We start from the raw sequence: 22100 nt of genomic DNA, 5'->3' as shown, positions 1-22100 counted from the left end.
CTTACTCCGCGGCGATCAGAGTGGGTTCGACGGGACGGGGCGGTTCGCGGCGGCGCAGGCTGATCACCGCGTCGACATCGAGGATGAGGGCCACGCGGCCGTCGCCCAGGATCGTCGCGGCGGCCACGCCGTCGACCTGCTGGTAGTTCTGCTCCAGCGACTTGATGACCACCTGGCGCTGGCCGTGGATGGCGTCGGCCACCAGGGCGGCGCGCGAGCCGTCCTCGCCCTCGACCAGCAGCACCACGCCTTCGGTCGGCGGCGGCGAGCTGTCGCGGTAGCCGAGGGTCAGGCCGACGTCGATCAGCGGCACGAAGCTGTCGCGGACGGCCAGCACGGCGCCGACCGGGCCCAGCGGGCGCACTTCCTCCGGCTTCGGACGCAGGCTCTCGACGATGGCGGCCAGCGGCACGACCAGGGTCTCGCCGGCCACGTCGACCACCATGCCGTCGAGGACGGCCAGGGTCAGCGGCAGGCTGAGGCTGAAGGTCGAGCCATGGCCCGGACGCGAGGTGATCGAGATGCGGCCGCCCAGGGCCTGCACCGAGCGCTTGACCACGTCCATGCCGACGCCGCGACCCGAAACGTCCGAGATCTTGTCGGCGGTCGAGAAGCCCGGGAGGAAGATCAGGTTGTCGATCTCCTCGTCGGTCAGCTGCAGCTCCGGCGAGATCAGGCCCTTCTTGATCGCGATCGAGTGGACGCGCTCGCGGTTGATGCCCTTGCCGTCGTCGGAGACCTCGATGACGATCCGGCCGCTGCGGTGCAGGGCGGCCAGGCGCACGACGCCTTCCGGATTCTTGCCGGCCGCCTTGCGCTCCTCGGGGCTTTCCAGCCCGTGGTCGATGGCGTTGCGCAGCATGTGGGTGATCGGGTCGGACAGACGCTCGATGACCGTCTTGTCGACCTCGGTGTTCTCGCCGTCCATCACCAGGCGGGCCTGCTTGCCCGTCATGCTGGCGACTTCGCGGACCAGGCGCGGCATGCGCTGGAACACCGACTTCACCGGCTGGGCGCGGATGGCCATGACGCTGTCCTGGATCTCGCGCGTCAGCTGTTCCAGCTCGTCGAGGCCCATGGCCAGGTTGGAGGACGGGGCGATGCCGTATTCGCCGACGCGCTGCGCCAGCATGGCCTGGTTGATGACCAGCTCGCCGACCAGGTCGATCAGGCGGTCGATGCGCTCGGGATCGACGCGGATCACCGACTGGCCCGGACCCGGGACGTCGATCTGCTGGGTCTTGGCGGCGGCGGCCGGAGCGGCAGCCGGAGCCGCGGCGGCGACGGGGGCCGGCGCAGCGGGCGCGGCGACCGGCGCCGGGGCGGCCTCGACGACCGGCGCGACGGCGACCGGCTCGGGCGCGGCTTCGATGGGCGCGGGTTCGAAGGTTTCGATGACCGGGGCGGCCTCGATCACCGCCGGCGCGGGGGCCGGGGCGGCGCCGGCCAGCAGAGCGGCCAGGGCGTCGTCGGTCGCCACGGCTTCGCCGCGGGTGATTTCCAGGTCGCAGTCGCCATCGACGAATTCGAAGACTTCGCGAATGGCGTTTTCGTCCTCGTCGGTCTCCAGGCGGACGGTCCAGGTCGCATAGGCGGCCTCGGCGTCCAGCAGCTCGAGCGGCGGAATCGCGCTGGCGTCCAGCGTGGCCTCGATCGGGCCCAGGCGCGCCAGTTCGCGCAGCAGCAGGGCGGTCTCGTTGGCCTTGCGGTAGAGGTCCGACTTCGGACGGATCGACACCGTCCAGACGTTGCCGGCGGCGGCGAAGACGTCGGCCGCCTGCTCATCGACCGTGATGGTCTGCGGGACGAAGACGAAGCCGAGGTCGTCGTCGTCCATGGCGTCGTCGGCGCCGATCAGCGGTTCGGCGACCGGAGCGGCTTCAACCGACGCGGCGGCTTCGACCACGACCGGCGCGGCGACGGGCGCCGGCGCGGCGTTCGGGTCGGTGCAGGCCTTCAGCTCGGCGGCCATCGAGGCGGAAACCGCCTCGTCGACGTCGCCCAGCCCGCGGGCCGAGCTGACGTGGTCGGCCAGCACGTCCGAGGCGCGCAGCAGGGTCACCACCAGGTCCGGGGTCGCGGGCACCTCGTTGGAGCGCACGGCGTCGAGCAGGGTCTCGAACACGTGGGCGAAACGGACCAGCGGCTCGAGGCCGAAGGCGCCGGCGCCCCCCTTGATCGAGTGGACGGCGCGGAACACGGCGTTGACGGTGTCGCCATCGTCGTTGCCGTCCTGCATGGCCAGGAGCCCGCCTTCGAGGTCGGCGAGCAGTTCCTCGCATTCCTGGAAGAAGGTGACCTTGATGGCCTCTAACTCGTCCATTCCAACGTTCCTAAAACGAGAGAGTCTTCAGTACCCGAGACGAAAAGAAGAGAGACGTCAGGCCGCGACGCGGCGGATGGCGTCGACCAGCTTCTCGGGGTTGAACGGCTTGACGATCCAGCCCGTGGCGCCGGCGCGACGCGCGCGGTCCTTCTTGGCGGGGTCGCTTTCGGTGGTGAGCACCAGGATCGGGATGGCGCGATAGTCGTCGTCGACCCGCACCGCCTCGATGAAGCCGAAGCCGTCGAGCTTGGGCATGTTGATGTCGGTGATGATTACGTCGGGGCGATGGGCCGAAAGAACTTCCAGCCCGTGCTCGCCGTCGACAGCTTCGACGACGTTGAACCCGGCGCCGGCGAGGGCCATGCGCAGCATGTCCCGCATCGTCCGGGAATCATCGACCGTGAGGACCGTCCGCGTCACGATTGAACTCCATGGATATCCGCCGAGAGAAGCGCCCCTTCGGCGCCGAACAGACGGGTGGTTTCGACAAAGGCCTCCGAAGGGGCCCGGATAGAGAAGGACTTTCCGTCCGCCGCCCAGGCGGTCTTGGCCGCGAGCAGCACCTGCAGGCACAGGCCGCCGAGGCGCCGGACGTTGCCGGCCTCGACCTCGACCGCCTCGCCGCGGCGTTCCAGGAACGCCGCCTTGAGGGGGCCCGACGCCTTCAGATCAAGCGTCTCGGGCAGCGAAAGGACAGTCATCAAAACTCCTCCCAGCCGTCGCTGACCGGGGCGGCCGCTGCGGCGGCTCCACCACGGCCAGGCCGGGCGAAGGCGCCGAGCCGGGCGCGTTGCTCGGCGACGGGGTTGCGGGCCGGCGAGTCGACATGGGCGTCGGCTTCGCGCGGGCGTTCAAAGCGTTGGGCAGAACCCTCACCCACACGGAAGCGACCGATCAGGCGCACCAGCTCCGCGGTCTCGCCCTTCAGCGAGTGCGTCGCGGCGGTCGATTCCTCGACCATGGCGGCGTTCTGTTGGGTCACCTGATCCATCTGGTTGACGGCGGTGTTCACTTCGTTGAGGCCGGTCGCCTGCTCGGCCGCCGAGGCGGCGATCTCGGTGACCAGGGCGTCGATCTCGCCGACCTTCACCACGATCCGCTGCAGGGCTTCCCCGGTCTGACCGACCAGGCTCACCCCGGCAGAGACCTGCTGGGTCGACGACGAGATCAGGGTCTTGATCTCCTTGGCGGCCTCGGCCGAGCGCTGGGCGAGCGCACGGACTTCCTGGGCGACGACCGCGAAACCACGTCCCGCTTCGCCCGCCCGGGCGGCCTCCACCCCGGCGTTGAGCGCCAGGAGGTTGGTCTGGAAGGCGATCTCGTCGATCACGCCGATGATCTGGCTGATCTGCTTGGAGGAATTTTCGATTTCGCCCATCGCGGACACTGCCTGATGGACGACCTGACCGGAATGCGTCGCTTCGCCACGGGTGGTCGAAACCACGTCCGAAGCCTGGCGGGCGCCCGAGGCCGTGCGGCGCACGGTGGCGGTCAGCTCGTCGAGGGCGGCGGCGGTCTCTTCCAGGCTGGCGGCCTGTTGTTCGGTGCGGCGCGAGAGGTCGTCGGAGGCGTGGGCGATCTCGTCGGCGCCGGTGCGCAGGCCGTCGGTCGAGGCCGCGATGACCTTCACCGTATCCTGCAGCTGGGCGATGGCGCCGTTGAAGTCGTCCTTGAGCTTGGCGTACTCGCCCGGGAAGGCGGCGGTGACGCGGAAGGTCAGGTCGCCCGAGGCCAGGCGCTCCAGGCCCTCGGCCAGCGAGCTGACGACCAGGGCGCTCTCGCGGGCGGCGGCCGCGGCGGCCTCCTCTTTGGAGCGGCGCTCGTCGGCGGTCAGGGCCGCGGTCTTCTCCTGCTCGGCGCGCAGCTGCTCGAGGTGCAGCTGGTTGTCGCGGAAGACCTTCAGCGAGCGGACGATGGCGCCCAGCTCGTCGGCGCGGGTCAGGCGCTCCAGGTCGATGGCGTTGTCGCCCTTCGACAGCTTCTCGGTGGCGCCGGCGATGTCGGCGATCGACTTGCGGACGTTCATCACCGTCAGGAAGGCCAGGGCGGCCACGGCGGCCAGCGTGATCAGCGACAGCACGATCGTGATGCTGATCGCGGCGGCGGCCTCGGCCTGCTTCTTGGCGGCCTGCTCGGCGACGCGGGTGTTGGCCGCGGCCACCACCTGGTCGAGCTGGGTCGTCATCTTGGCGTATTGTTCTTCGAACGGCGCGATGAAGCCGACGGCCATGTTGAAGTCGACGCCGATCATCCCGCTCACCGTGTCGATGGCGCTGCGGCATTCCTCGAGCGACTTGATCAGCTCGGCGATCTTCGGCTGCTCGGCGGCCGGAAGCTTCGACTTCAGGGAAGCCAGGTCCTTCTTGATCGAGTCGGTCTCGGCCAGGACGGCGGCCATGCGGGCGTCGTTCTTGGCGACGTCGATGTTGCCGGCCTTGTGGGTCATCACGGTGTAGAGCTCACCGTTGATGTTCGAGATGCGCTTGGAGAGCTTCAGGATCTCCATGTTCTGGGCCATGTCGCTCTCGACGACCTGGCGCAGCGCGGCGGACTGGCTCTTCTGGATCATGATCGCCCCGCCGGCCATCAAGGCCAGCATCACCAAGGCGAAAGCCGGTGCGAAGCCGATTTTTATGATCAACGGCAGATCGACTAGTCGAAAGCGCTTCATCTCGAGATCCCCTCCAAGCGACGGCCGTGCCCACGGACCGCCTGCAATGAGGTCGGATCATCACGATAGATTCCTAATAGTTCCTGACTTTGGTTAAGAACGATGGCCGCACCTTGTCGCACCCCCTCCCAACCGCGCGTGCGCAGCCGCGTTCCGCCCGCGTTTTGAGTCTAGAGAGGGGCAATTGCGGCGACATGGCGCCAGTCGCAAGTCACCTTGGTTATCGACAAGTAAATATCGATTATTCTTCGCTGACTCAGACTATCTTAACTCGCGACTGCGAGAAGGTGCAGGCGTCCGGTTGGCGCAACGTCCAACGGACGAATAAAAAATACTAGGAGCAGCGGGATGAAATATCCGATCGCTATTGCCGCGGGAATCGCCGGCAGCTTGTTCGTCGCTCAGGCCGCTTCGGCCGCTGGCGGCTTCGAAGATCAAATGGGCCGTTGCTTGCAGCAATTCGCCAACACCAAGGACGCCGCCCAGGTGATGCTCGAGTGCACCGCCGACGCCGGCAAGCTCTCGGGCTGCAAGGTCGTCGACAACAGCGCGGCCGGCAAGGGCTTCGACAAGGCGGCCATGTGCATCGCCGAGAAGCTGCCGATGGGCGCCAAGACCGGCACCGTGAAGGTTCCGTTCCGCTTCCCGGGCGGCGCGTAAGTCTTACGCGCCTACCCAACGGGGGTTTCAAGCGCCTCCGCTGGTCCAGGCCGGCGTCTCCCAGACGGGAAACGCCACGGCCGGATCGGCGGGGGCGTTTTGCTGTTTGAACACCAGCGCCCAAAGACTAGACAGCCTCCGCCCAAGAAAAAGGCCCGCCTTGCAGGGCGGGCCAGGGTCTAGGAGGGAGAACGCAACGAAGAAATATCCGGAGCGCGCTAAGCTACGCCGCGCCCGGTCACCGACAAAAACTCAGTATTCTTCCCAGTCCTGGTCGATCGCGACCGCGGTCGATCCGCGCGAGACCGCAGCGCCGGGACGGGACGCCACGCGGGCGGCCGCGGCGGGACGCGGCGTCGGCCGCGCGACCGGGGCCGGGGCGGCCTTGTGGGAGGTCTTGAAGCCGCCGATCAGGCGCGTCAGCTCGGCCGACTGGCCTTTCAGGGAATGGGTGGCGGCCGTGGTCTGCTCGACCATGGCGGCGTTCTGCTGGGTGACCTGGTCCATCTGGTTCACGGCGATGTTGACCTGGGCCAGGCCGCTGGACTGTTCCTGGGCCGAGGACGAGATCTCGCCCACCAGCCCGTCGATCTCGCCGACCTTGTCGACGATGCCGCGCAGGGCCTCGCCAGTCTGGCCGACCAGGGCCACGCCCGCCTCGACCTGCTTGGACGAGGCGCCGATCAGGGCCTTGATCTCCTTGGCCGCCTCGGCCGAGCGCTGGGCAAGCGCCCGCACTTCGGACGCGACCACCGCGAAGCCTTTGCCGGCGTCGCCGGCACGGGCGGCCTCGACCCCGGCGTTGAGGGCCAAAAGGTTGGTCTGGAAGGCGATCTCGTCGATCACCCCGATGATGTTGCTGATCTCGCGCGAACTGGTCTCGATCTCGCCCATGGCGGCGACGGCGTCATTGACGACCACGCCCGAACGCTCGGCCTCGGTCTTGGCGCCGGCCACCACGTCGGAGGCCTTGCGGGCCCCGGCGGCCGAACGCTTCACCGTGGCGGTGATCTCGTCGAGGGCGGCGGCGGTCTCTTCCAGGCTGGCGGCCTGCTGTTCGGTGCGGCGCGACAGGTCGTCGGCGGCGACGCCGATCTCGTCGGCGCCCATGCGGATGCCGTCGCTGGCCTGGGTTACGGCGGCCATCGCCTCCTCCAGCGTCGCCACGGCGGCGTTGAAGTCGCCCTTCAGCTTCTGGAAGTCGGCGGCGACCTCAATGTCGAGGCGCGAGGCCAGGTCGCCCTCGGCCAGGCGGGCCAGCGCCTCGCCCAGGGCCTGGACCGCCACGGCCTGGCTGCGCTCATTGGCCTGACGCACTTCTTCGAGGCGCTTGCGCTCGTTCTCGATGGTCTCGAGATAGATCGAGATGGCGAAGTCCATGTCGAGCATCACGGCCTTGATCAGGGCCGAGACGGCGTCGCCGGCCTTGTCGGCGCCGTCGCCCTTGGCCATGAAGCCCTTGGGCCAGGCCTCCTTGATCGCCGCCCGCGCCAGGTGCTCGCTGACCATGGCGTAGCCGCCGATGTACCAGCGCGGCTCCAGACCGATGCGGGCGTGGGTCTCGCCGATGGTGCGCACGGCCTTGACGTAGGTGTCGCTGAACTCGGCCTGGGCGATCACGCCCCAGTGCGACTTCTGGCGCGAGCCGGCCGCGTCCATGTGGCGCTCGTCGCCGAAGAACCTGCGGGTCTCGGGCGTGGCCTTGACCTTGTCGTAGAAGCCGGCCAGCGCCGGGCCGATCTCTCGCTCGATGAGCGGACGCAGCGCCCGCAGAGACGCCCGGGCCCGGTCATCCAGGCCCATGAACGCGACGCGGTCACTCAGTGCGTAGTCCTGGCTCATCTGCCGTATCCCCGGTCTTGAATATCGGGGTTAAATCTCACGGCTGATGGTTAATCGCAGTACAACTTTTCCCGTTATGAGCGCGTCATACCGCCGCACTCTCGCCGGATGTGCTTGCGACTATCCGCCGCGACGCAGGGTTTCTCTGGCGATGACCAGTTGCTGGATCTGGCTGGTGCCCTCGTAGATGCGGAAAATCCGGACGTCCCTGTAAAGGCGCTCGATGCCGTAGTCGGCGACATAGCCGGCGCCGCCGAAGATCTGCACCGCCCGGTCGGCCACCCGTCCGACCATCTCCGAGGCGAACAGCTTGGCGGCCGCCGCCTCCAGGGTCACGCCCTCGCCCGCGTCGCGCTTGCGGGCGGTCTCCAGCACCAGGGCCTTGGCCGCCAGGGCCTCGGTCTTGCTATCGGCCAGCATCGCCTGGATCAGTTGGAAGTTCGCGATCGGCTGGCCGAACTGCTTGCGCTCGGAGGCGTAGGCCACGCAGTCGGCGATCAGCCGCTCGGCCACGCCCGTGCAGACGGCGGCGATGTGCAGGCGGCCGCGATCCAGCACCTGCATGGCCACCTTGAAGCCCTCGCCCTCCGCGCCCAGCCGGTTCTCGACCGGCACCCGCACGTTGTCGAAGGTGACGTCGTGGATGTGGGCGCCCTGCTGGCCCATCTTCTTCTCGGCCTTGCCCACGTGCAGGCCCGGCAGGCCGGCCTCGACCAGGAAGGCCGACACGCCCGAGCCGCCCTTGGCGTCCGGATTGGTGCGGGCCATCACCGTGAACAGCGAGGCCTTGCCGGCGTTGGTGATGAAGCGCTTGGTCCCGTTCAGCACATAGGCGTCGCCGTCCAGGGTCGCGCGGGTCTGCACCGCGGCGCTGTCGGAGCCGGCCTCGGGCTCGGTCAGGGCGAAGCTGGTGACGGTCTCGCCCGAGGCGATGCCGGGCAGCCATTTGGCCTTCTGGGCCTCGGAGCCGAACATCACCAGGCCCTGGCTGCCGATGCCGACATTGGTGCCGAACACCGAACGGAAGGCGGGCGAGGCGCGGCCCAGCTCGACAGCCACCAGCGCCTCGTCCTCCATCGAAAGACCCAGGCCGCCGTATTCCTCGGGGATCGATAGGCCGAAGAGGCCCAGGTCGCGCATCTCGGCGATCACGCCTTCGGGCACCGCGTCGTTCTCGGCCACCTGGGCCTCGATCGGCCGCAGCCGTTCGGCCACGAAGCGGGCGACCATCTCGAGCAGCTGGTCGCGGGTCTCGCGGTCGAGGGCCATGGCGGTTCCTTCCTGTCAGTCGTCGCGTCAAACGATCGTTTTATTCGCCGACTGTACCCGCCGCTCGCGGGAATGGAAGAGCCGTCAGAAGCGGGCCCGATAGGTGGCCGCCAGGTTCAGTTCCGGATCGGCCGAGGCGTCGTGCCCAGGCTGCAGCGCCACGCCGCCGCGCACGCTGATCCGCCGCTCGCCGCCCAGCGACCGCTCCATGCCCAGCCGCAGGTCGATCTCGCGCCCGTCGGGCGAGGCGCTGAAGCGGCGGGTCGAATAGGTCAGCGGGTCGTCATAGGACAGCGGCACGTCGGCCAGGGTGGCGGTGAACCGGCCCCGCTCGACGCGCAGGGGCTGGCTGACCTCGAAGGTCAGCAGGGCGCAGGACCAGCCGATCAGGTCGCAGTCGGCGGCCGCCATCAGCCGCCAGGCGCCGCTGACCGCGCCGTCCAGGCCCAGCAGCCCGCCCTGGGCCGACATCCGCCCCATCGAGGCCTCGGCCCGCAGGCTCACGCCCGGGCGCGGCGACAGGTCGAAGGCGGCGGCGGTGAAGCGGGTCGAGGTGGGCAGGGCGAAGGTGGAGCCCGGCGCCAGGAACGACCCCAGCGGCCCCAGCGGCTCGTCCAGGGTCCCGGCGGTGACGCTGAGCACGCCGCCGGCGAGCGCGGTCTGGCCGGTGGCCGCGACATAGCTGGAGGCCTTGATCTCGGTGGTCTGCATCGGGCGGCGGCGCACGGCCTCGCCCTGCTCGGCGCTGAAGGCGAAGCGGCCCAGGCGTACAGCCGCCTGCACCGTCTGGTCGGGACGGGCGACGAGGCGGAAGGCGTCGCGGCCTTCCGGACCGGCCGGGGCCGGCGCGCCGCCCTCGCCCTTCCAGGTCGAGAAGCTGAACCGGCCAAACGCCGCCTGCATCCGCGCCGAGCGCATGGGCTGGGGCCCCAGCAGCATGTCCGGCGCGCTGGCGTTGGGGGTCGGCTCGAACAGCGGCGCCTCCGCGCTGAAGGCCAGCTGCGCGCCGCCCAGGCTCGGGCCGCCCAGCACCACCGCGCTGGAAGCGGTCGGCGGCGGCAGGTCGCCCACGCCCCGGCGCGACGCGCCCGGCACGGAGCCGGCCAGGTCGACCACGAAGCGGCGGTGATAGTCGTCGGTCAGCACCGTGCCGAGCGCGTCGGTGCGCGCCAGGGCCTGGCCGAACGGTCCGGCGAGGCTGGTCCCGGGCTCGTTGGCGTCGATCGTGACCGATTCGCCCTCGCCCACGGCCAGGCTGCTGGTCCCCACCGGCTGGAAGGCGCGGGTCAGGTCGAGCGAGCCGCGGCCATAGGTGCTGTCGGTCCCGGTCGTGCCGAGATCGGCGGCCGTGCGCAGCAGGATCGAGACCGCGTCGCGGCCGGAGATGTTGGGGAAGGCCTGCAGCAGCAGGGCCAGGGCGCCGGCCACGTGCGGCGCCGCGAACGAGGTGCCCGAGATCCGCCAGCAACTGCCGGCCGTGTCGCAGTCGGTGATCACCTGGTCGCCCGGGGCGACGATGTAGCCGTTGGCCGCCACCCCGGCCTTGTTGGAGAAGCTGGCCAGGGTTCCGCTCTGCGACAGCGCCCCCACGGCCAACAGCGCGCCCTGGTAGCGGGTGTCGACGGCGTAGCGCGCCGGCCAGCCCGGATCGGCCTCGCCTTCGTTGCCGGCCGAGGCGGCGATGACCACGCCGGCGGCCGTGGCGCGAGCCAGGGCCGCCTCGAAGGTCGCGCCCAGCGGCGTGTCGCCACCGAGCGACAGGTTGATCACCTTGGCGCCGTTGGCGACCGCGTAGTCGATCGACCGCGCCAGGTTGCTGGAGGTGAAGATGCACTCTTCGCAGTCGGGGTCGGTCGAGGCGGTGTCGGCGCGGATCGACAGGATGGTCGAGCCGTAGGCCACGCCGATCGTGCCCGTTCCGTTGAAGTTGGAGGCGATGATCCCGGCCACGCGGGTGCCGTGGCGATCGGCGTTGGCCAGCTCGTTGCGGCCGGTGACGATGTCGGTCGAGGCGGCCGACACCCGGCCAGCCAGGTCGGCCTGGGACTGATCGACGCCGGTGTCGACCACCGCCACCGTGATCCCGGCGCCGGTGTAGCCGGCGTCATAGGCGGTGTTGGCGTGGATCGCGGCCAGGCCCCAGCTGCGCGTGTATTCGGCGCTGGTGACGCTGGGCGGAGGCGGCGGGGGTGGAGGCGGCGCGGGCGGCGTGACCGGGGTCGTCACGCCCGTCGACGGACCGCCGCCGCCCCCGCCTCCACCGCAGCCGGTGACCAGGAGCGCGCCGCCCATGACCAGGGCGACGGGCCAGAGGCGCAGGATACGGTCGAAGTCGGTCATCAGAACCCCTCCAGCCCGTCCCCGCGCCCGAACTTACACCGTCGGCGGCGAGCCTTTCGCGAGGACACTGCGTCGCACGCCGTAAACGAAATATATCAGCAGGCCTACAATCTGAGCGTACAGGAAATAACGCTGTGTTTTTTCCGGCAAGCTGATGAACAGGTAGAGGCAGCCGAGGATCGCGCCCGAGGCCACGACCGGCCAGGCCGGAACCGAGAACACCCGCGGGCGGTTCGGCTCGCGCCGGCGCAGTACGATCACCGAGGCGCCGACGGCGATGAAGGCGGCCAGGGTGCCGGCGTTGGCCAGTTCGGCGATCTCCTTCAGCGGCAGCAGGCCCGACAGGAACGCCGACAGCACGCCGGTCAGCAGGGTCATCAGCACCGGCGTGCCGGTCTTGGCGTTCACCTTGGCCAGGGCGCGGGGCAGCAGGCCGTCGCGGGCCATGACGAAGAAGATCCGGCTCTGGCCGTACATGAAGGCCAGGATCACGGTCGGCAGGGCGACCACGGCGGCCAGGGCGACGAGCTGAGCCACCTTCGGATGCTTGAGGGTCTCCAGAATGAACACCAGCGGCGCTTCGCTGGCCGAGAACACCTCGGTGCGCGAGGCCCCGATCGAGACGGCGGCGACGATCATGTAGATGGCCGTGCAGGCGGCCATCGAGCCGACGATGCCGATGGTCAGGTCGCGCTTGGGGTTCTTGGTCTCCTCGGCGGCGGTCGACACCGCGTCGAAGCCGTAGAAGGCGAAGAAGATCAGGCTGGCGGCGGCCATGACCCCGACCTTGATCCCGTCCGGACCGGGGTTGGCGGCGAAGCCCTTGGGCATGAACGGCGTGAAATGGCTGGCGTCGAAGGCCGGCAGGCAGAGGGCCACGAACACGGCCAGGGCGGCGATCTTGATGACCACCAGCACCATGTTGACCGTCGCGCTCTCGCGGGTGCCCAGCGCCAGCAGGCCGGCGACCGCCATCGAGATGATCACGGCCGGCAGGTTGACGATGCCGCCGGCGTGCGGACCGGCCAGCAGGAACTCGGGCGTGCCGATCATCCGGAACAGCCCCTGGGCGTGGGCCGACCAGCCCACCGCCACGGCGGCGCAGACCAGGGTGTATTCGAGGATCAGGCTCCAGCCGATCACCCAGGCCACCGGCTCGCCCATGGCGACGTAGCTGTAGGTGTAGGCGCTGCCCGAGGCGGGGATCATGGTCGACAGCTCGGCGTAGCAGAGCGCCGCGCAGGCGCAGACCGCGCCGGCGATCAGGAACGACAGGATGACGCCCGGCCCGGCCAGGCCCGCGCCCACGCCCGTCAGGGTGTAGATGCCGGTGCCGACGATGGCGCCGACCCCCAGGGCCACCAGGTGCGGCCAGCTCAGGGTCTTCTTCAGCTCATGGCCGCCATGGCCCGCCGCCCCGTCGATCGCCTTGCGGCGCGTCCAGAAACTCATGCTCGTCCTCCCGACTGCCGGGCGACCATGGCTGGGGATCGGCGCCCCGCCAAGAGGGCGGACCGTAAAGACGACGGATCTTCGGCCGGGCCGCGAAATCGCGCCTTCCACGGACGAAACGCCGGAAAAGGCCCGACTCGACCGAAGGATCGTCGGATCAGATGGCGGCGTCGAACGCCTGGTAGCCGATCGGGCCGCTGGCGAGAGCGCCATGCGTCTGGGCCCCGCGCCCCTTCATCCGGGCGTGCAGGCGCTTCACGCAGTCGCTGCCGGTGCGTTCGAACAGGAAGGGCAGCAGGCCGTGGACCAGGCAGGCCAGGCCCGCGGCGACCATTGGCAGGCCGAAGCTCCAGGCCATGGCGAAGTGCTCGCCATAGGTTTCGCCGACCTGGCGCGGGTGGCGGGTGAACAGTTGGAGCATCGAAGGTCCCCTTCCTCGATCAAGAAGGGGAGCGTGCGCCCGTCCGGCGAGAAAGGCATTGTCGATCTTCGATGCGAACGACAGATTTGGAGAACTTGAATCTCCCCATCGCGAAATTAAGAGATGATCGATCTCGATTCCATCGACCGCCGCCTGCTCGCCATCCTGCAGGAGGACGCCACCGTCTCGATCGCCGAACTGGCCGAGCGGGTGGGCCTGTCGCAGACCCCGTGCTGGAAGCGGCTGAAGCGCCTGCAGGACACCGGGGTCATCACCGCCCGCGTCGCCCTGCTCGACCGCGAGGCGCTGGACGTCTCGCTGACCGTGTTCGTGGCCGTCAAGACCGGCCGCCACGACGAGGCCTGGCTGGAAACCTTCGCCAAGGGCGCGTCGGCCCTGCCCGAGGTGGTCGAGTTCTACCGGATGAGCGGCGAGGTCGACTATCTGCTGAAGGTGGTGGTCAAGGACATCGCCGCCTACGACCGCTTCTACAAGCGCCTGATCGCCACCGCGCCGCTGAGCGACGTCTCGTCGAGCTTCGCGATGGAGCAGATCAAGTTCACGACGGCGCTGCCGATACCTGCTTAGACCCTCCCCCTGAAGGGGGAGGTGTCGGCGAAGCCGACGGAGGGGGATGTGACTGTAGAGCCAGCAGCCGCTTCGACATCAGGAGGGACTTCCCCCTCCGGCCCTCCGGGCCACCTCCCCCTTCAGGGGGAGGGTCGTTAGTCCGGCCACAGGTCCTGGATGTCGCCCTTGCGGTTCAGCATGTGTGTGGCGCGCTTGATCAGCATCAGCAGGCGCTCGCGACGGCCCTCGCCGTCATAGGTCAGGGTGGTGCGGGCCAGGCCTTCGAGCATGAAGCGGGCGAGGTCGCGGCTGGCCTGGAAGCGCGGGCCGGCGCCGGCGTGCAGGATCTTCAGGAAGTGGTCGCCGGCCTGGGCGCGGTCGAACTCGGCCTGGGCCGGGGCCAGCAGGGCTTGGATGGCCGGGTCGGTGCGGCCGGCGGCCTCCAGCTCGGCGAAGGCCAGGAAGGGCTCGCTCTGCAGCAGGTCCCAATAGCTGTCGATGGCGTGCTCGGTGACGTCGCCCCCGGCCGGAATGCTGTCGGCGGCGGCGCGGAACAGGGCCGAGCGGGCGGCCTGGACGTGGGCCACGGCGGCCTCGACCAGGGCTTCGCGGGTCGGGAAATGGTAGAGCATCGCCCCGCGGGTCAGGCCCGCGGCGTCGGCGATCACCGGGTTGGTGGCCGCGTGATAGCCGGTCTCGGCGAACAGACGCATGGCGCAATCGAGAATCCGCGCGCGCGTCTTCAGCGATTTCGGCGTATCCTTGGCGAGGCGGGCGGCGTCCATGGGCGTGATCTAGTGCGGAGCATGCTGCGCTGCAACAGCCGTTTTCCCAAAGAACACAAGGGATGAGGCCGGTGTCGCGCCGTCGTGGACGCGCCTGCCGCATGCGCAGGAACTGGTCGAAAGGGAGGCTGACCCTACGGCGCCTACCCTCGTTCGGCCACCACCGGGCGATTCGCCGCGCCCATTAGGGGGCGCCGAACCCGGACGGTTTCATCAAAGCGACATGCAATCAGCTTATCCGCCACCCTCAGTTCTCGCTTGGGGAAGCGGACTTCGCGGGGGCGAAGCCTGCACAGCGCTGGGGAGCCGTTCATGGCCGCCGAGATCGAAGTCCGCCGCTATCGCAGCATCTTCATCAGCGACATCCATCTGGGCACGCGCGGCTGTCAGGCCGAGCTGCTGCTCGACTTCATCCGCCACGTCGAATGCGACCGGCTCTATCTGGTCGGCGACATCATCGACGGCTGGAAGCTGCGCAGCGGCTGGTACTGGCCCCAGAGCCACAACGACGTGGTGCAGAAGATCCTGCGCCTGGCCCGCAAGGGCGTCGAGGTGATCTACGTGCCCGGCAACCACGACGACCGGGTGCGGGATTTCTGCGGCACCCACTTCGGCGGCGTGGTCGTGGCCCGCGACGTGATCCACGAGGCGGCCGACGGCAAGCGCTACCTGGTGGTCCACGGCGACGAGTTCGACGGCGTCGTGCAGCACGCCAAGTGGCTCGCCTTCCTCGGGGATTGGTCCTATAGAACCATCCTCATGCTGAACACCTTGCTCAACCGCGCGCGGCGGAGAATGGGGTTCGGATACTGGAGTCTCTCGGCCTATCTGAAGGTCAAGGTGAAGAACGCATTGCAGTTCATCGAGAACTTCGAGGCCGCCGTCGCCGACGAGGCTCGCCGTCGCGGCGTCGACGGCGTGATCTGCGGTCATATCCACAAGGCCGAAATGCGAGAGATCGACGGTATTCTTTACGTCAACGACGGCGACTGGGTTGAAAGCTGCACCGCTCTGGTGGAGCATATGGACGGCCAGCTCGAAATCCTCGAATGGTCGAAGATGAGGTCCTGGTCGGTGATCGACCGGGCCCGGGCGCTCGGCGTCGAGCCCCCGTTGCCGGAGCCTGCCGCCGCCTGATGCGGATACTTCTCGCCACCGACGCATGGGAGCCGCAGGTCAACGGCGTGGTTCGGACCCTCACCAAGGTGATGGCCGAGCTTCGCGCCATGGGCCATGAGGTGGACGTGGTCAGCCCTGACCAGTTCCCCACCTTCCCGCTGCCCACCTATCCCGAGATCAAGCTCGCGATCGGCGCCTACGAGCCGGTGCAGGAGCGCTTCAAGTCGTTCGAGCCCGAGGCGATCCACATCGCCACCGAGGGCCCGATCGGCCTGGCCGCGCGCCGCATCTGCCTGGAGTGGAAGCTGCCGTTCACGACCAGCTACCACACGCGCTTCCCCGAGTACGTCTCGGCCCGCCTGCCGCTGCCGCTGGCGGCCGGCTACACCTACATGCGCTGGTTCCACAAGCCGTCGGGCCGCCTGATGGTGGCCACGCCCACCATGCGCGACGAACTGGTGCGCCACGGTTTCCGCAACATCTCGCCGTGGTCGCGCGGCGTCGACACCGACGTCTTCAAGCCGCGCGCCGAGGGCGAACCGGACCTGTTCGAGGGTCTGGCCCGTCCGATCTATCTCAATGTCGGCCGCGTGGCCGTCGAGAAGAACATCGAGGCCTTCGCCAGCCTCGACCTGCCGGGCACCAAGGTCGTCATCGGCGACGGCCCCCAGCGCGAGGAGCTGGCCGAGAAATATCCCGAGGTGAAGTTCCTGGGCGCCAAGTTCGGCGACGAACTGGCCCGCTACTTCGCCTGCGCCGACGTCTTCTGCTTCCCGTCGCTGACCGACACCTTCGGCCTGGTGATCCTGGAGGCCATGGCCGCCGGCGTGCCGGTGGCGGCCTTCTCGGCGCCCGGGCCCATCGACATCATTCCGGGTTCCGGCGCCGGCGTGCTGGCGCCCGGCCAGACCGACGGCCTGCGCGAGGCGTGCCTCGCCTGCCTCGACATCGACCACGCCACGGTGCGCAAGTTCGCCGAGGGCTTCTCGTGGCGCGCCTGCGCCGAGGAGTTCTTCAAGAACCTGCAGCCCTACCCCGAACCAGAAAAGACCCGCTTCTGGCGGCGCCTGCGGCGACTGGCGCGGATCCGCAGGAAGACGGCGGCTTAGGGTCATCAGACCCTCCCCCTGAAGGGGGAGGTGTCGGCGAAGCCGACGGAGGGGGATGTGATTGCTCCCGTCGGCGGCGACTTCTGACTCGTCAGGAACTTCCCTCTCCGGCCCTCCGGGCCACCTCCCCCTTCAGGGAGAAGGTCTTGGCGCACGACTTCTCGCGCTCACGCGGAAAACCGCTGAGTTGATGGAGAGGGCGCGGGGCGTCCGGGCCTCGCCCGGAGTTGATTGTGTAATACCGTTTCGACGAAGCTTAGACGCCCCGCGCGATCGTTGTGCCTCAGGCCGGGGCGCGCAGGCCTCTTCCGCCTTTCACCCCTTCCCCGCGCAAGGCTCCCCCGTTCATGCGGCCAGGAGTGCGTCAGGGCGCGGACCCTCGGACGGGCGGGAGCCTATGAGGCAAGCTCCCGATGAATGGGTTTACGTCCCCCATCCTCATTTAAGCCTTCAGGCCCGGCTCTCGCCGCTCCTTCGGCCCCGCTCGATCGCATCCACGTCGCCGCTTCGGGCCGGATCCTTGCGCCCTCTCCCTGCGACGGGACGGGGTCCATTATGCAGCGGGTTTCAGCGCGTCTGATCCAGAGCGCTGAGAAAGTTGCAAGGGGCTGGATTGGTTGGGGTTTGGTCGCGCGGTGACGGGGGTTGAGGGCGTTCTATCCCCGTGAGCGATCCTTCTCCCCTTGCGGGAGAAGGTAGCGGCCGAAGGCCGTCGGATGAGGGGTCTCTCAGATGGGAGACGCCCCGCCCGGCCTAACCGCTGCACGCGGCTTTCAGTTCTGAGAGACTCCTCACCCGACCCTGCTCCGCAGGGCCACCCTCTCCCGCAAGGGGAGAGGGAACGCACATCTACTCCCGCCAGCGCAAGATCAGCACCCCGTCGCGGACCTCGTAGGACTCCAGGGTGTCGAGGAAGCTCATGCCCAGCAGGGAGCCGCTCATCGGGGCCTTGTTGACGTCCATGGTGAAGTCCTTGCGGACGATCGGGCCGATGGCCAGGCGGTCAGCGGTCCAGACCGCGCCGTAGCCCAGGCCGTTGGCGGTCTCGGCGGTCTGGTCGTAGTTCAGGGTCTCGATCGGCACGCCGATGCGCTGGGCGTCGGCGGGGCTGAGCACGGTGTGGCTGGCGCCGGTGTCGACCATGAACGGCACCCGCTGGCCGTTGACCTCGCCGATGATGACGAAGGCGCCGCCGGCGTTCTTGGCCACGCGCAGCTCGCGCTCGCCGGTCGCCACCGGCGCGCCGACATTCAGCGCCATCAAAAGGCGCTGCGGCGCCTCGGCCAGTTCGGCCCGGTAGAGATAGCCCATGCCCAGGACGGCGGCGATCACCAGCCACAGGGCCGCGAAGCCGACGCCCCGCAAGGCCTCTCGCCGCGTCGCCCGCAGCAGCGCGCCCGAGAACACCACGGCCGCCGCGCCCCACATGAGGGCGTAGGTCTTGTCGTAGCCGTCCTGCGGACCCCAGGGCGCGAAAAAGTTCGCCAGCACGAGCGCCGCCACGATGCCGCCGGCGAGCAGCGCCCAGGCCAGCCAGCGCCGCCAGGAGGGACGCGGCGGCCCTTCCGGCTTGGCCGCCTTCGAGGCCTTGACCGGCGCGACTTCGGTTTCCGGCGGCGGCTCTACGCCCCAGGGTCCCGGCTGGCTCATCTGACTATCCCCCCGCGCCTTCCTCGGCGCCCGCGCTTCAGTCCTCGTCGTCCTCGCGGCGCTTGCCGGGCTTGAGGATGACCTTGTCGATGCGCGAGCCGTCCATGTCGACGATCTCGACGTCGAACGCCCCCAGGTGAAGGATCTCGCCCTCGGCCGGGATGCGGCCCAGACGGTCGAGGATCAGGCCGGCCACGGTGTGGTAGCCGCCCTCGGCCTCGAAGTTCTCGCCCAGGGCGTCGTTGAGCTCCTGTATGTCGAGGCGGGCGTCGACCAGCCAGCTGCCGTCCTCACGGCGCAGGATGCGGCGTTCGCCCTCGTCGTGATCCTCGGGGAAGTCGCCGGCGATCATTTCCAGGAGGTCGAGCGGCGTGATCACGCCCTGCACCGAGCCGAACTCGTCGACCACCAGGGCCATGTGCAGCGAGGTCTGCTTGAAGACCGCCATGGCGCGCAGCAGCGACATGGTCTCGGGGATGGCGATCGGCTGCTGGATGTGAGCGCGCAGGTCCAGCGGCTCGCCGCCGAGGCAGGAGTCCAGCAGGTCCTTCTTCAGCACCACGCCGATCTCGCCGTCGAGGTCGCCTTCCAGGGCCACGACGATGCGCGAATAGGGGCACTCGCGGACCTCGGCCTGCACGGCCTCGGGCTCGTCCGACAGCGAGATCCAGTAGAGGTCGCGGCGCGGGGTCATGGCCACGCGCACCGGACGGTCGCCCAGGCGCAGCACCTCCTGGATCATGGTGCGTTCTTCGGGCTCGATCAGGCCCGCGTCGGCGCCCTCGGCCAGCACGGTCTCGACCTCTTCGGAGGTGATGCCGCTGTTGCGCTCGTCGCGCACGCCCATCAGCTTGAGGATGGCGGCCGTCGAGACGGTCAGCAGGGTGACGAACGGGCGCAGCACCGTGGCCACCAGGGCCAGGAACGGGGCCATGGCGCGGGCGATGGTGTCGGGGAAGATCAAAGCCAGGCGCTTGGGCACCAGCTCGCCCAGGATCACCGAGACGTAGGTCAGGCCGATGACGACGATGGTGGTGGCGATGGCCTCGGAGTGCGGGCCGATCACCGGCATCGGCTCCAGCCACTTGTCCAGCGCGCCGGCGATGGTGGCCTGGCCGTAGGCGCCAGCCAGGATGCCGATCAGGGTGATGCCGACCTGCACGGCCGAGAGGAAGCGGGTGGGGTGTTCGGCGAGGCCAAGGGCGATCTTGGCGCCGCGGTCTCCCCGGTCGGCCTGGCTCTGCAGTCTGGCCCGCCGCGCGGAGACCACCGCGAGTTCGGACATGGCGAAGACCCCGTTCAACAGAACGAGGAACAGAACGACGGCGAGCGCGAGGAGTATCATTGTCCCTAGGGGCAAGTGACGCGGCGCCGGACGGCGGCCACGGCCCAGACTTTCTTGACGCGGCGCGGGCGGACCGGAGAGCACTATACAAAAGAAAACGCCGCGGCCCATAGGACCGCGGCGCAATCTTCGGTCGCGCGGCGAAAACCGCGCTTATCCGGGCTGATTAAGCGGCCGGACGGGGCATCGTGGCCTTCTTGGCGACGACGTCCTTCTGGGCCTGGTGCTGGCCGGGGGGCAGCGGGATCAGACCACGGCCCTGCAGGTAGCCGCCGCGACCCGTGGCGGCGTCGGAGGTGAACTCCTTCAGGAAGTCTTCCAGGCCCGGCGTGACGCCGATGTTGGCCTTCTTGACGTAGATGAACAGCGAGCGCGACAGCGGGTAGGAACCGTCGGCGATCGTCTGGGCCGAGGGACGCACGCCGTTGATGGTCGCGCCCTTGATCTTGTCCATGTTCTCTTCGAGGTACGACCAGCCGAAGACGCCCAGCGAGCCCGGGGTCTTGGTCAGGGTGCCGACGATGGCGTTGTCGTTTTCGCCGGCGTCGATCCAGCCGTCGTTACGCAGCGGGTCGACCAGTTGCTTGAACTTCTTTTCGTTGTCCGAGCGGATGGCGTCGGCGGTCGGGAACTTGCGGGCGCCGGCTTCGATGGCCAGTTCCACGAAGGCGTCGCGGGTGCCCGAGGTGGGCGGCGGGCCGTAGACCTGGATGCGGTTGCCCGGCAGGCCGGCGCCGACGTCGTCCCAGCTGTTGTACGGGTTGGCGACGAACTGGCCGCCCTTCAGCACTTGCTTGGCCAGGCCGAGGTAGAGGTGCTCGGTCTTGAAGTTGTAGTCGGCGCCGTCCTTGTCGGTGGCGACCACGATGCCGTCGAAGCCGATCTTGATCTGGATGATGTCCTTGACGCCCTTGGCGGCGCACTGGTCGAACTCGGCCTTCTTCATCGGACGCGAGGCGTTGGCGATGTCCGGGAAGCCTTCACCGAGGCCGCCGCAGAACAGCTTGATGCCGCCGCCGGTGCCCAGGCTCTCGACCTTCGGGGCCTTCTTGCCGGTCTTCTTGGCGAAGTTCTCGGCGGTGCGGGTGGCGAACGGGAACACGGTCGACGAACCGGCGGCCCAGACGTAGTCGCGGGCGGCGTTGGCGGGGACGGCGGCCAGGCCCGACAGGGCGACGGCGGCGGCCGCGCAGGACAGGAGCTTTTTCATCGGAAATTCCTGAGAGGAAAAGGAAATGTCCGGACGGGCGCGACGCCCGTCCGGCGGGATCGGGCCTTAGAAGTCCAGCTGAGCGCGCAGCTGGAATTGCTTGATGGCGTAGTCCTGGTTGGCGCCGAAGTTATCGACGTCGCCGTCCGTGTAGTTCGCCTGGAAGCGGACGTACGAGGTCGGGTAGTAGTTCACGCCCAGGGTGACGCCCGTGTACTTGCCGGCCTGCGAGGTGGCCGGCTTGGTCTTCAGGGTGTCGTAGGCGTCGGTGGTGTCGGCGAGGTCGTAGCGCAGGGCCAGCTCGACGCCGCCCCAGCCGCCGGCCGTGACCGGGTTGAGGATCTTCGGACGCTTGAATTCGCCCGCGGCCGCGTCGTAGTTGCGGATCTCGCCCGTCGGCCAGAAGGTGACGTAGGCGTAGCCGACCTTGACCTTCGGGTCGCCGCCGACGGCCGAGCCGCCCACGCGGGTCACGTCGATCGACGAGTATTCACCCTGCACCGAGAACGGGCCGTGCACGTAGGCGCCTTCGACGGCCAGCGTGTTGTCGCGGTTGCCGATGGCGCCCGTGGTGTAGAAGGTGGTGCCGTTGGTGTAGGCGGTGTTGGTGCGGCCGGTGTAGGCGAAGGCGGTCTCGTCGCCGCGGTTGCGGTAACGGTACGACACGGCCAGGTGCAGCTTGTCGAGGTCGGTGTTGATCGGCGCGTAGTGGAAGCGGCCGGTGACGGCGATGCGCTCCTTGGAGTCGGCGCCCGCGTTGGCGACGTCGGCGGTGTTGATGCTGTTGCCCTGCACCGCGCCGGTGAAGCTGTAGTTCAGGCCCTGGTACTTGGCCACGACGCCCAGCAGGTAGGAGTCGACGCCGAAGTCGCCGTACGGACCGCGGTCCATGAAGGTGGTGAAGCGGGTCGAGGTCAGGTTCTCGAGACCGGTCGCCTTGACGTTACCGAACAGCAGCGAGACTTGCTCGACCGGCTTGTATTCGATGACGACGTCGTCCCAGCTCCAGGCGCCGCCGTTCACCGCGCCGCCTTCGGCCTTGTAGGCGAAGTAGTTGTTCAGCTTGCCTTCGACGCCGAGGAAGACCTGGCGGCCGCGGACGTTGCGGGTGTCGAAGTCGCCGCCGGCGCCGTCACGCTCGACGTCCTGGAACACGGCGTCGATCAGGATGCGGCCGCGGACCTTGAAGGCCACGTCGTCGTTCGAAAATTGCGGCGAGCCGCTCCACTTCACGCCCAGGTCCTGGGCTTGGGCCGCGACGCCGAGACCGAGCGCGAGCATCGCGCCGAGGGCCGAACCGGCGACCAGCGAGGTCTTGTTCCGCATCTGAG

17 protein-coding genes and 1 pseudogene are annotated in these 22100 nt (G+C 68.9%); 4 read left to right on the top strand and 14 right to left on the bottom strand.

From position 1 onward, the window contains the following. Position 1: 1 nt before the first annotated feature. From AC07NS_RS06885 to AC07NS_RS06870, 4 genes and pseudogenes are all read right to left on the bottom strand, one after another. A complete protein-coding gene (locus tag AC07NS_RS06885; RefSeq protein WP_494602391.1) occupies positions 2–2323 on the bottom strand; it encodes a chemotaxis protein CheA in 2322 nt (773 codons plus the stop codon). Between the two features lie 57 nt (positions 2324–2380). Next, positions 2381–2746, bottom strand: a complete 366-nt coding sequence (locus AC07NS_RS06880) for a response regulator (protein WP_058347355.1) — start codon at positions 2744–2746, stop codon at positions 2381–2383. Continuing rightward, positions 2743–3027: an STAS domain-containing protein gene (locus AC07NS_RS06875; protein WP_370443997.1), complete on the bottom strand. Its 285-nt coding sequence runs from the start codon at positions 3025–3027 to the stop codon at positions 2743–2745. The genes AC07NS_RS06880 and AC07NS_RS06875 overlap by 4 nt, the downstream gene beginning before the upstream one ends. After that, a pseudogene (locus tag AC07NS_RS06870) lies at positions 3027–5044 on the bottom strand (methyl-accepting chemotaxis protein). Before AC07NS_RS06870 ends, AC07NS_RS06875 begins: the two are co-directional and overlap by 1 nt. A 301-nt stretch (positions 5045–5345) precedes the next feature. Here AC07NS_RS06870 and AC07NS_RS06865 point away from each other — a divergent pair. Beyond that, a complete protein-coding gene (locus AC07NS_RS06865; protein ID WP_494602389.1) occupies positions 5346–5657 on the top strand; it encodes a hypothetical protein in 312 nt (103 codons plus the stop codon). 252 nt (positions 5658–5909) lie between these two features. Here the strand turns inward: AC07NS_RS06865 and AC07NS_RS06860 are convergent, their stop codons facing one another. The 5 genes from AC07NS_RS06860 to AC07NS_RS06840 form a co-directional block, all read right to left on the bottom strand. After that, on the bottom strand, positions 5910–7499 hold the full coding sequence (locus AC07NS_RS06860) for a methyl-accepting chemotaxis protein (RefSeq protein ID WP_494602387.1): 1590 nt from the start codon (positions 7497–7499) through the stop codon (positions 5910–5912). A 120-nt stretch (positions 7500–7619) separates the two neighbouring features. Next, positions 7620–8768, bottom strand: a complete 1149-nt coding sequence (locus tag AC07NS_RS06855; protein WP_494602386.1) for an acyl-CoA dehydrogenase family protein — start codon at positions 8766–8768, stop codon at positions 7620–7622. 84 nt (positions 8769–8852) lie between these two features. Next, on the bottom strand, positions 8853–11108 hold the full coding sequence (locus tag AC07NS_RS06850) for a S8 family peptidase (RefSeq protein WP_494602385.1): 2256 nt from the start codon (positions 11106–11108) through the stop codon (positions 8853–8855). A 33-nt stretch (positions 11109–11141) separates the two neighbouring features. Beyond that, positions 11142–12560 (bottom strand): amino acid permease, encoded by a 1419-nt coding sequence (locus AC07NS_RS06845; protein WP_494602383.1) that lies wholly within the window; start codon positions 12558–12560, stop codon positions 11142–11144. Between the two features lie 157 nt (positions 12561–12717). Further along, positions 12718–12981, bottom strand: a complete 264-nt coding sequence (locus AC07NS_RS06840; RefSeq protein ID WP_494602381.1) for a DUF6356 family protein — start codon at positions 12979–12981, stop codon at positions 12718–12720. A gap of 123 nt (positions 12982–13104) precedes the next feature. Here AC07NS_RS06840 and AC07NS_RS06835 point away from each other — a divergent pair, with 123 nt between their 5' ends. Continuing rightward, a complete protein-coding gene (locus AC07NS_RS06835) occupies positions 13105–13569 on the top strand; it encodes an Lrp/AsnC family transcriptional regulator (protein WP_494602379.1) in 465 nt (154 codons plus the stop codon). Positions 13570–13706: 137 nt separating this feature from the next. On the opposite strand, the gene AC07NS_RS06830 is transcribed toward AC07NS_RS06835, so the two are convergent. Next, positions 13707–14336 (bottom strand): TetR/AcrR family transcriptional regulator, encoded by a 630-nt coding sequence (locus AC07NS_RS06830; protein WP_494602377.1) that lies wholly within the window; start codon positions 14334–14336, stop codon positions 13707–13709. Between the two features lie 312 nt (positions 14337–14648). Here AC07NS_RS06830 and AC07NS_RS06825 point away from each other — a divergent pair, with 312 nt between their 5' ends. Continuing rightward, a complete protein-coding gene (locus AC07NS_RS06825; protein ID WP_494602375.1) occupies positions 14649–15473 on the top strand; it encodes a UDP-2,3-diacylglucosamine diphosphatase in 825 nt (274 codons plus the stop codon). Beyond that, the gene (locus AC07NS_RS06820; protein ID WP_494602374.1) at positions 15473–16564 is read left to right on the top strand and encodes a glycosyltransferase family 4 protein; all 1092 of its coding nucleotides are present in this window, start codon (positions 15473–15475) and stop codon (positions 16562–16564) included. The genes AC07NS_RS06825 and AC07NS_RS06820 overlap by 1 nt, the downstream gene beginning before the upstream one ends. Before the next feature lie 849 nt (positions 16565–17413). Here the strand turns inward: AC07NS_RS06820 and AC07NS_RS06815 are convergent. From AC07NS_RS06815 to AC07NS_RS06800, 4 genes are all read right to left on the bottom strand, one after another. Next, complete coding sequence (locus tag AC07NS_RS06815) at positions 17414–18214, bottom strand: TIGR02281 family clan AA aspartic protease (protein ID WP_494602373.1); 801 nt, start codon at positions 18212–18214, stop codon at positions 17414–17416. A 37-nt stretch (positions 18215–18251) separates the two neighbouring features. Continuing rightward, a complete protein-coding gene (locus AC07NS_RS06810) occupies positions 18252–19559 on the bottom strand; it encodes a hemolysin family protein (protein ID WP_494602371.1) in 1308 nt (435 codons plus the stop codon). Between the two features lie 166 nt (positions 19560–19725). Continuing rightward, complete coding sequence (locus AC07NS_RS06805) at positions 19726–20769, bottom strand: substrate-binding domain-containing protein (protein WP_492854265.1); 1044 nt, start codon at positions 20767–20769, stop codon at positions 19726–19728. 66 nt (positions 20770–20835) lie between these two features. Next, positions 20836–22095 carry an OprO/OprP family phosphate-selective porin gene (locus tag AC07NS_RS06800; protein WP_494602369.1) on the bottom strand — a complete coding sequence of 420 codons (1260 nt, stop codon included), beginning with the start codon at positions 22093–22095 and terminating at the stop codon, positions 20836–20838. Positions 22096–22100: the final 5 nt, after the last annotated feature.

The sequence above is a fragment of the Caulobacter sp. GW821-FHT10A10 genome, assembly GCF_059415745.1.
Note: the sequence above shows the minus strand (reverse complement) of the source record. Positions and strands in the feature narration are given on the sequence as shown.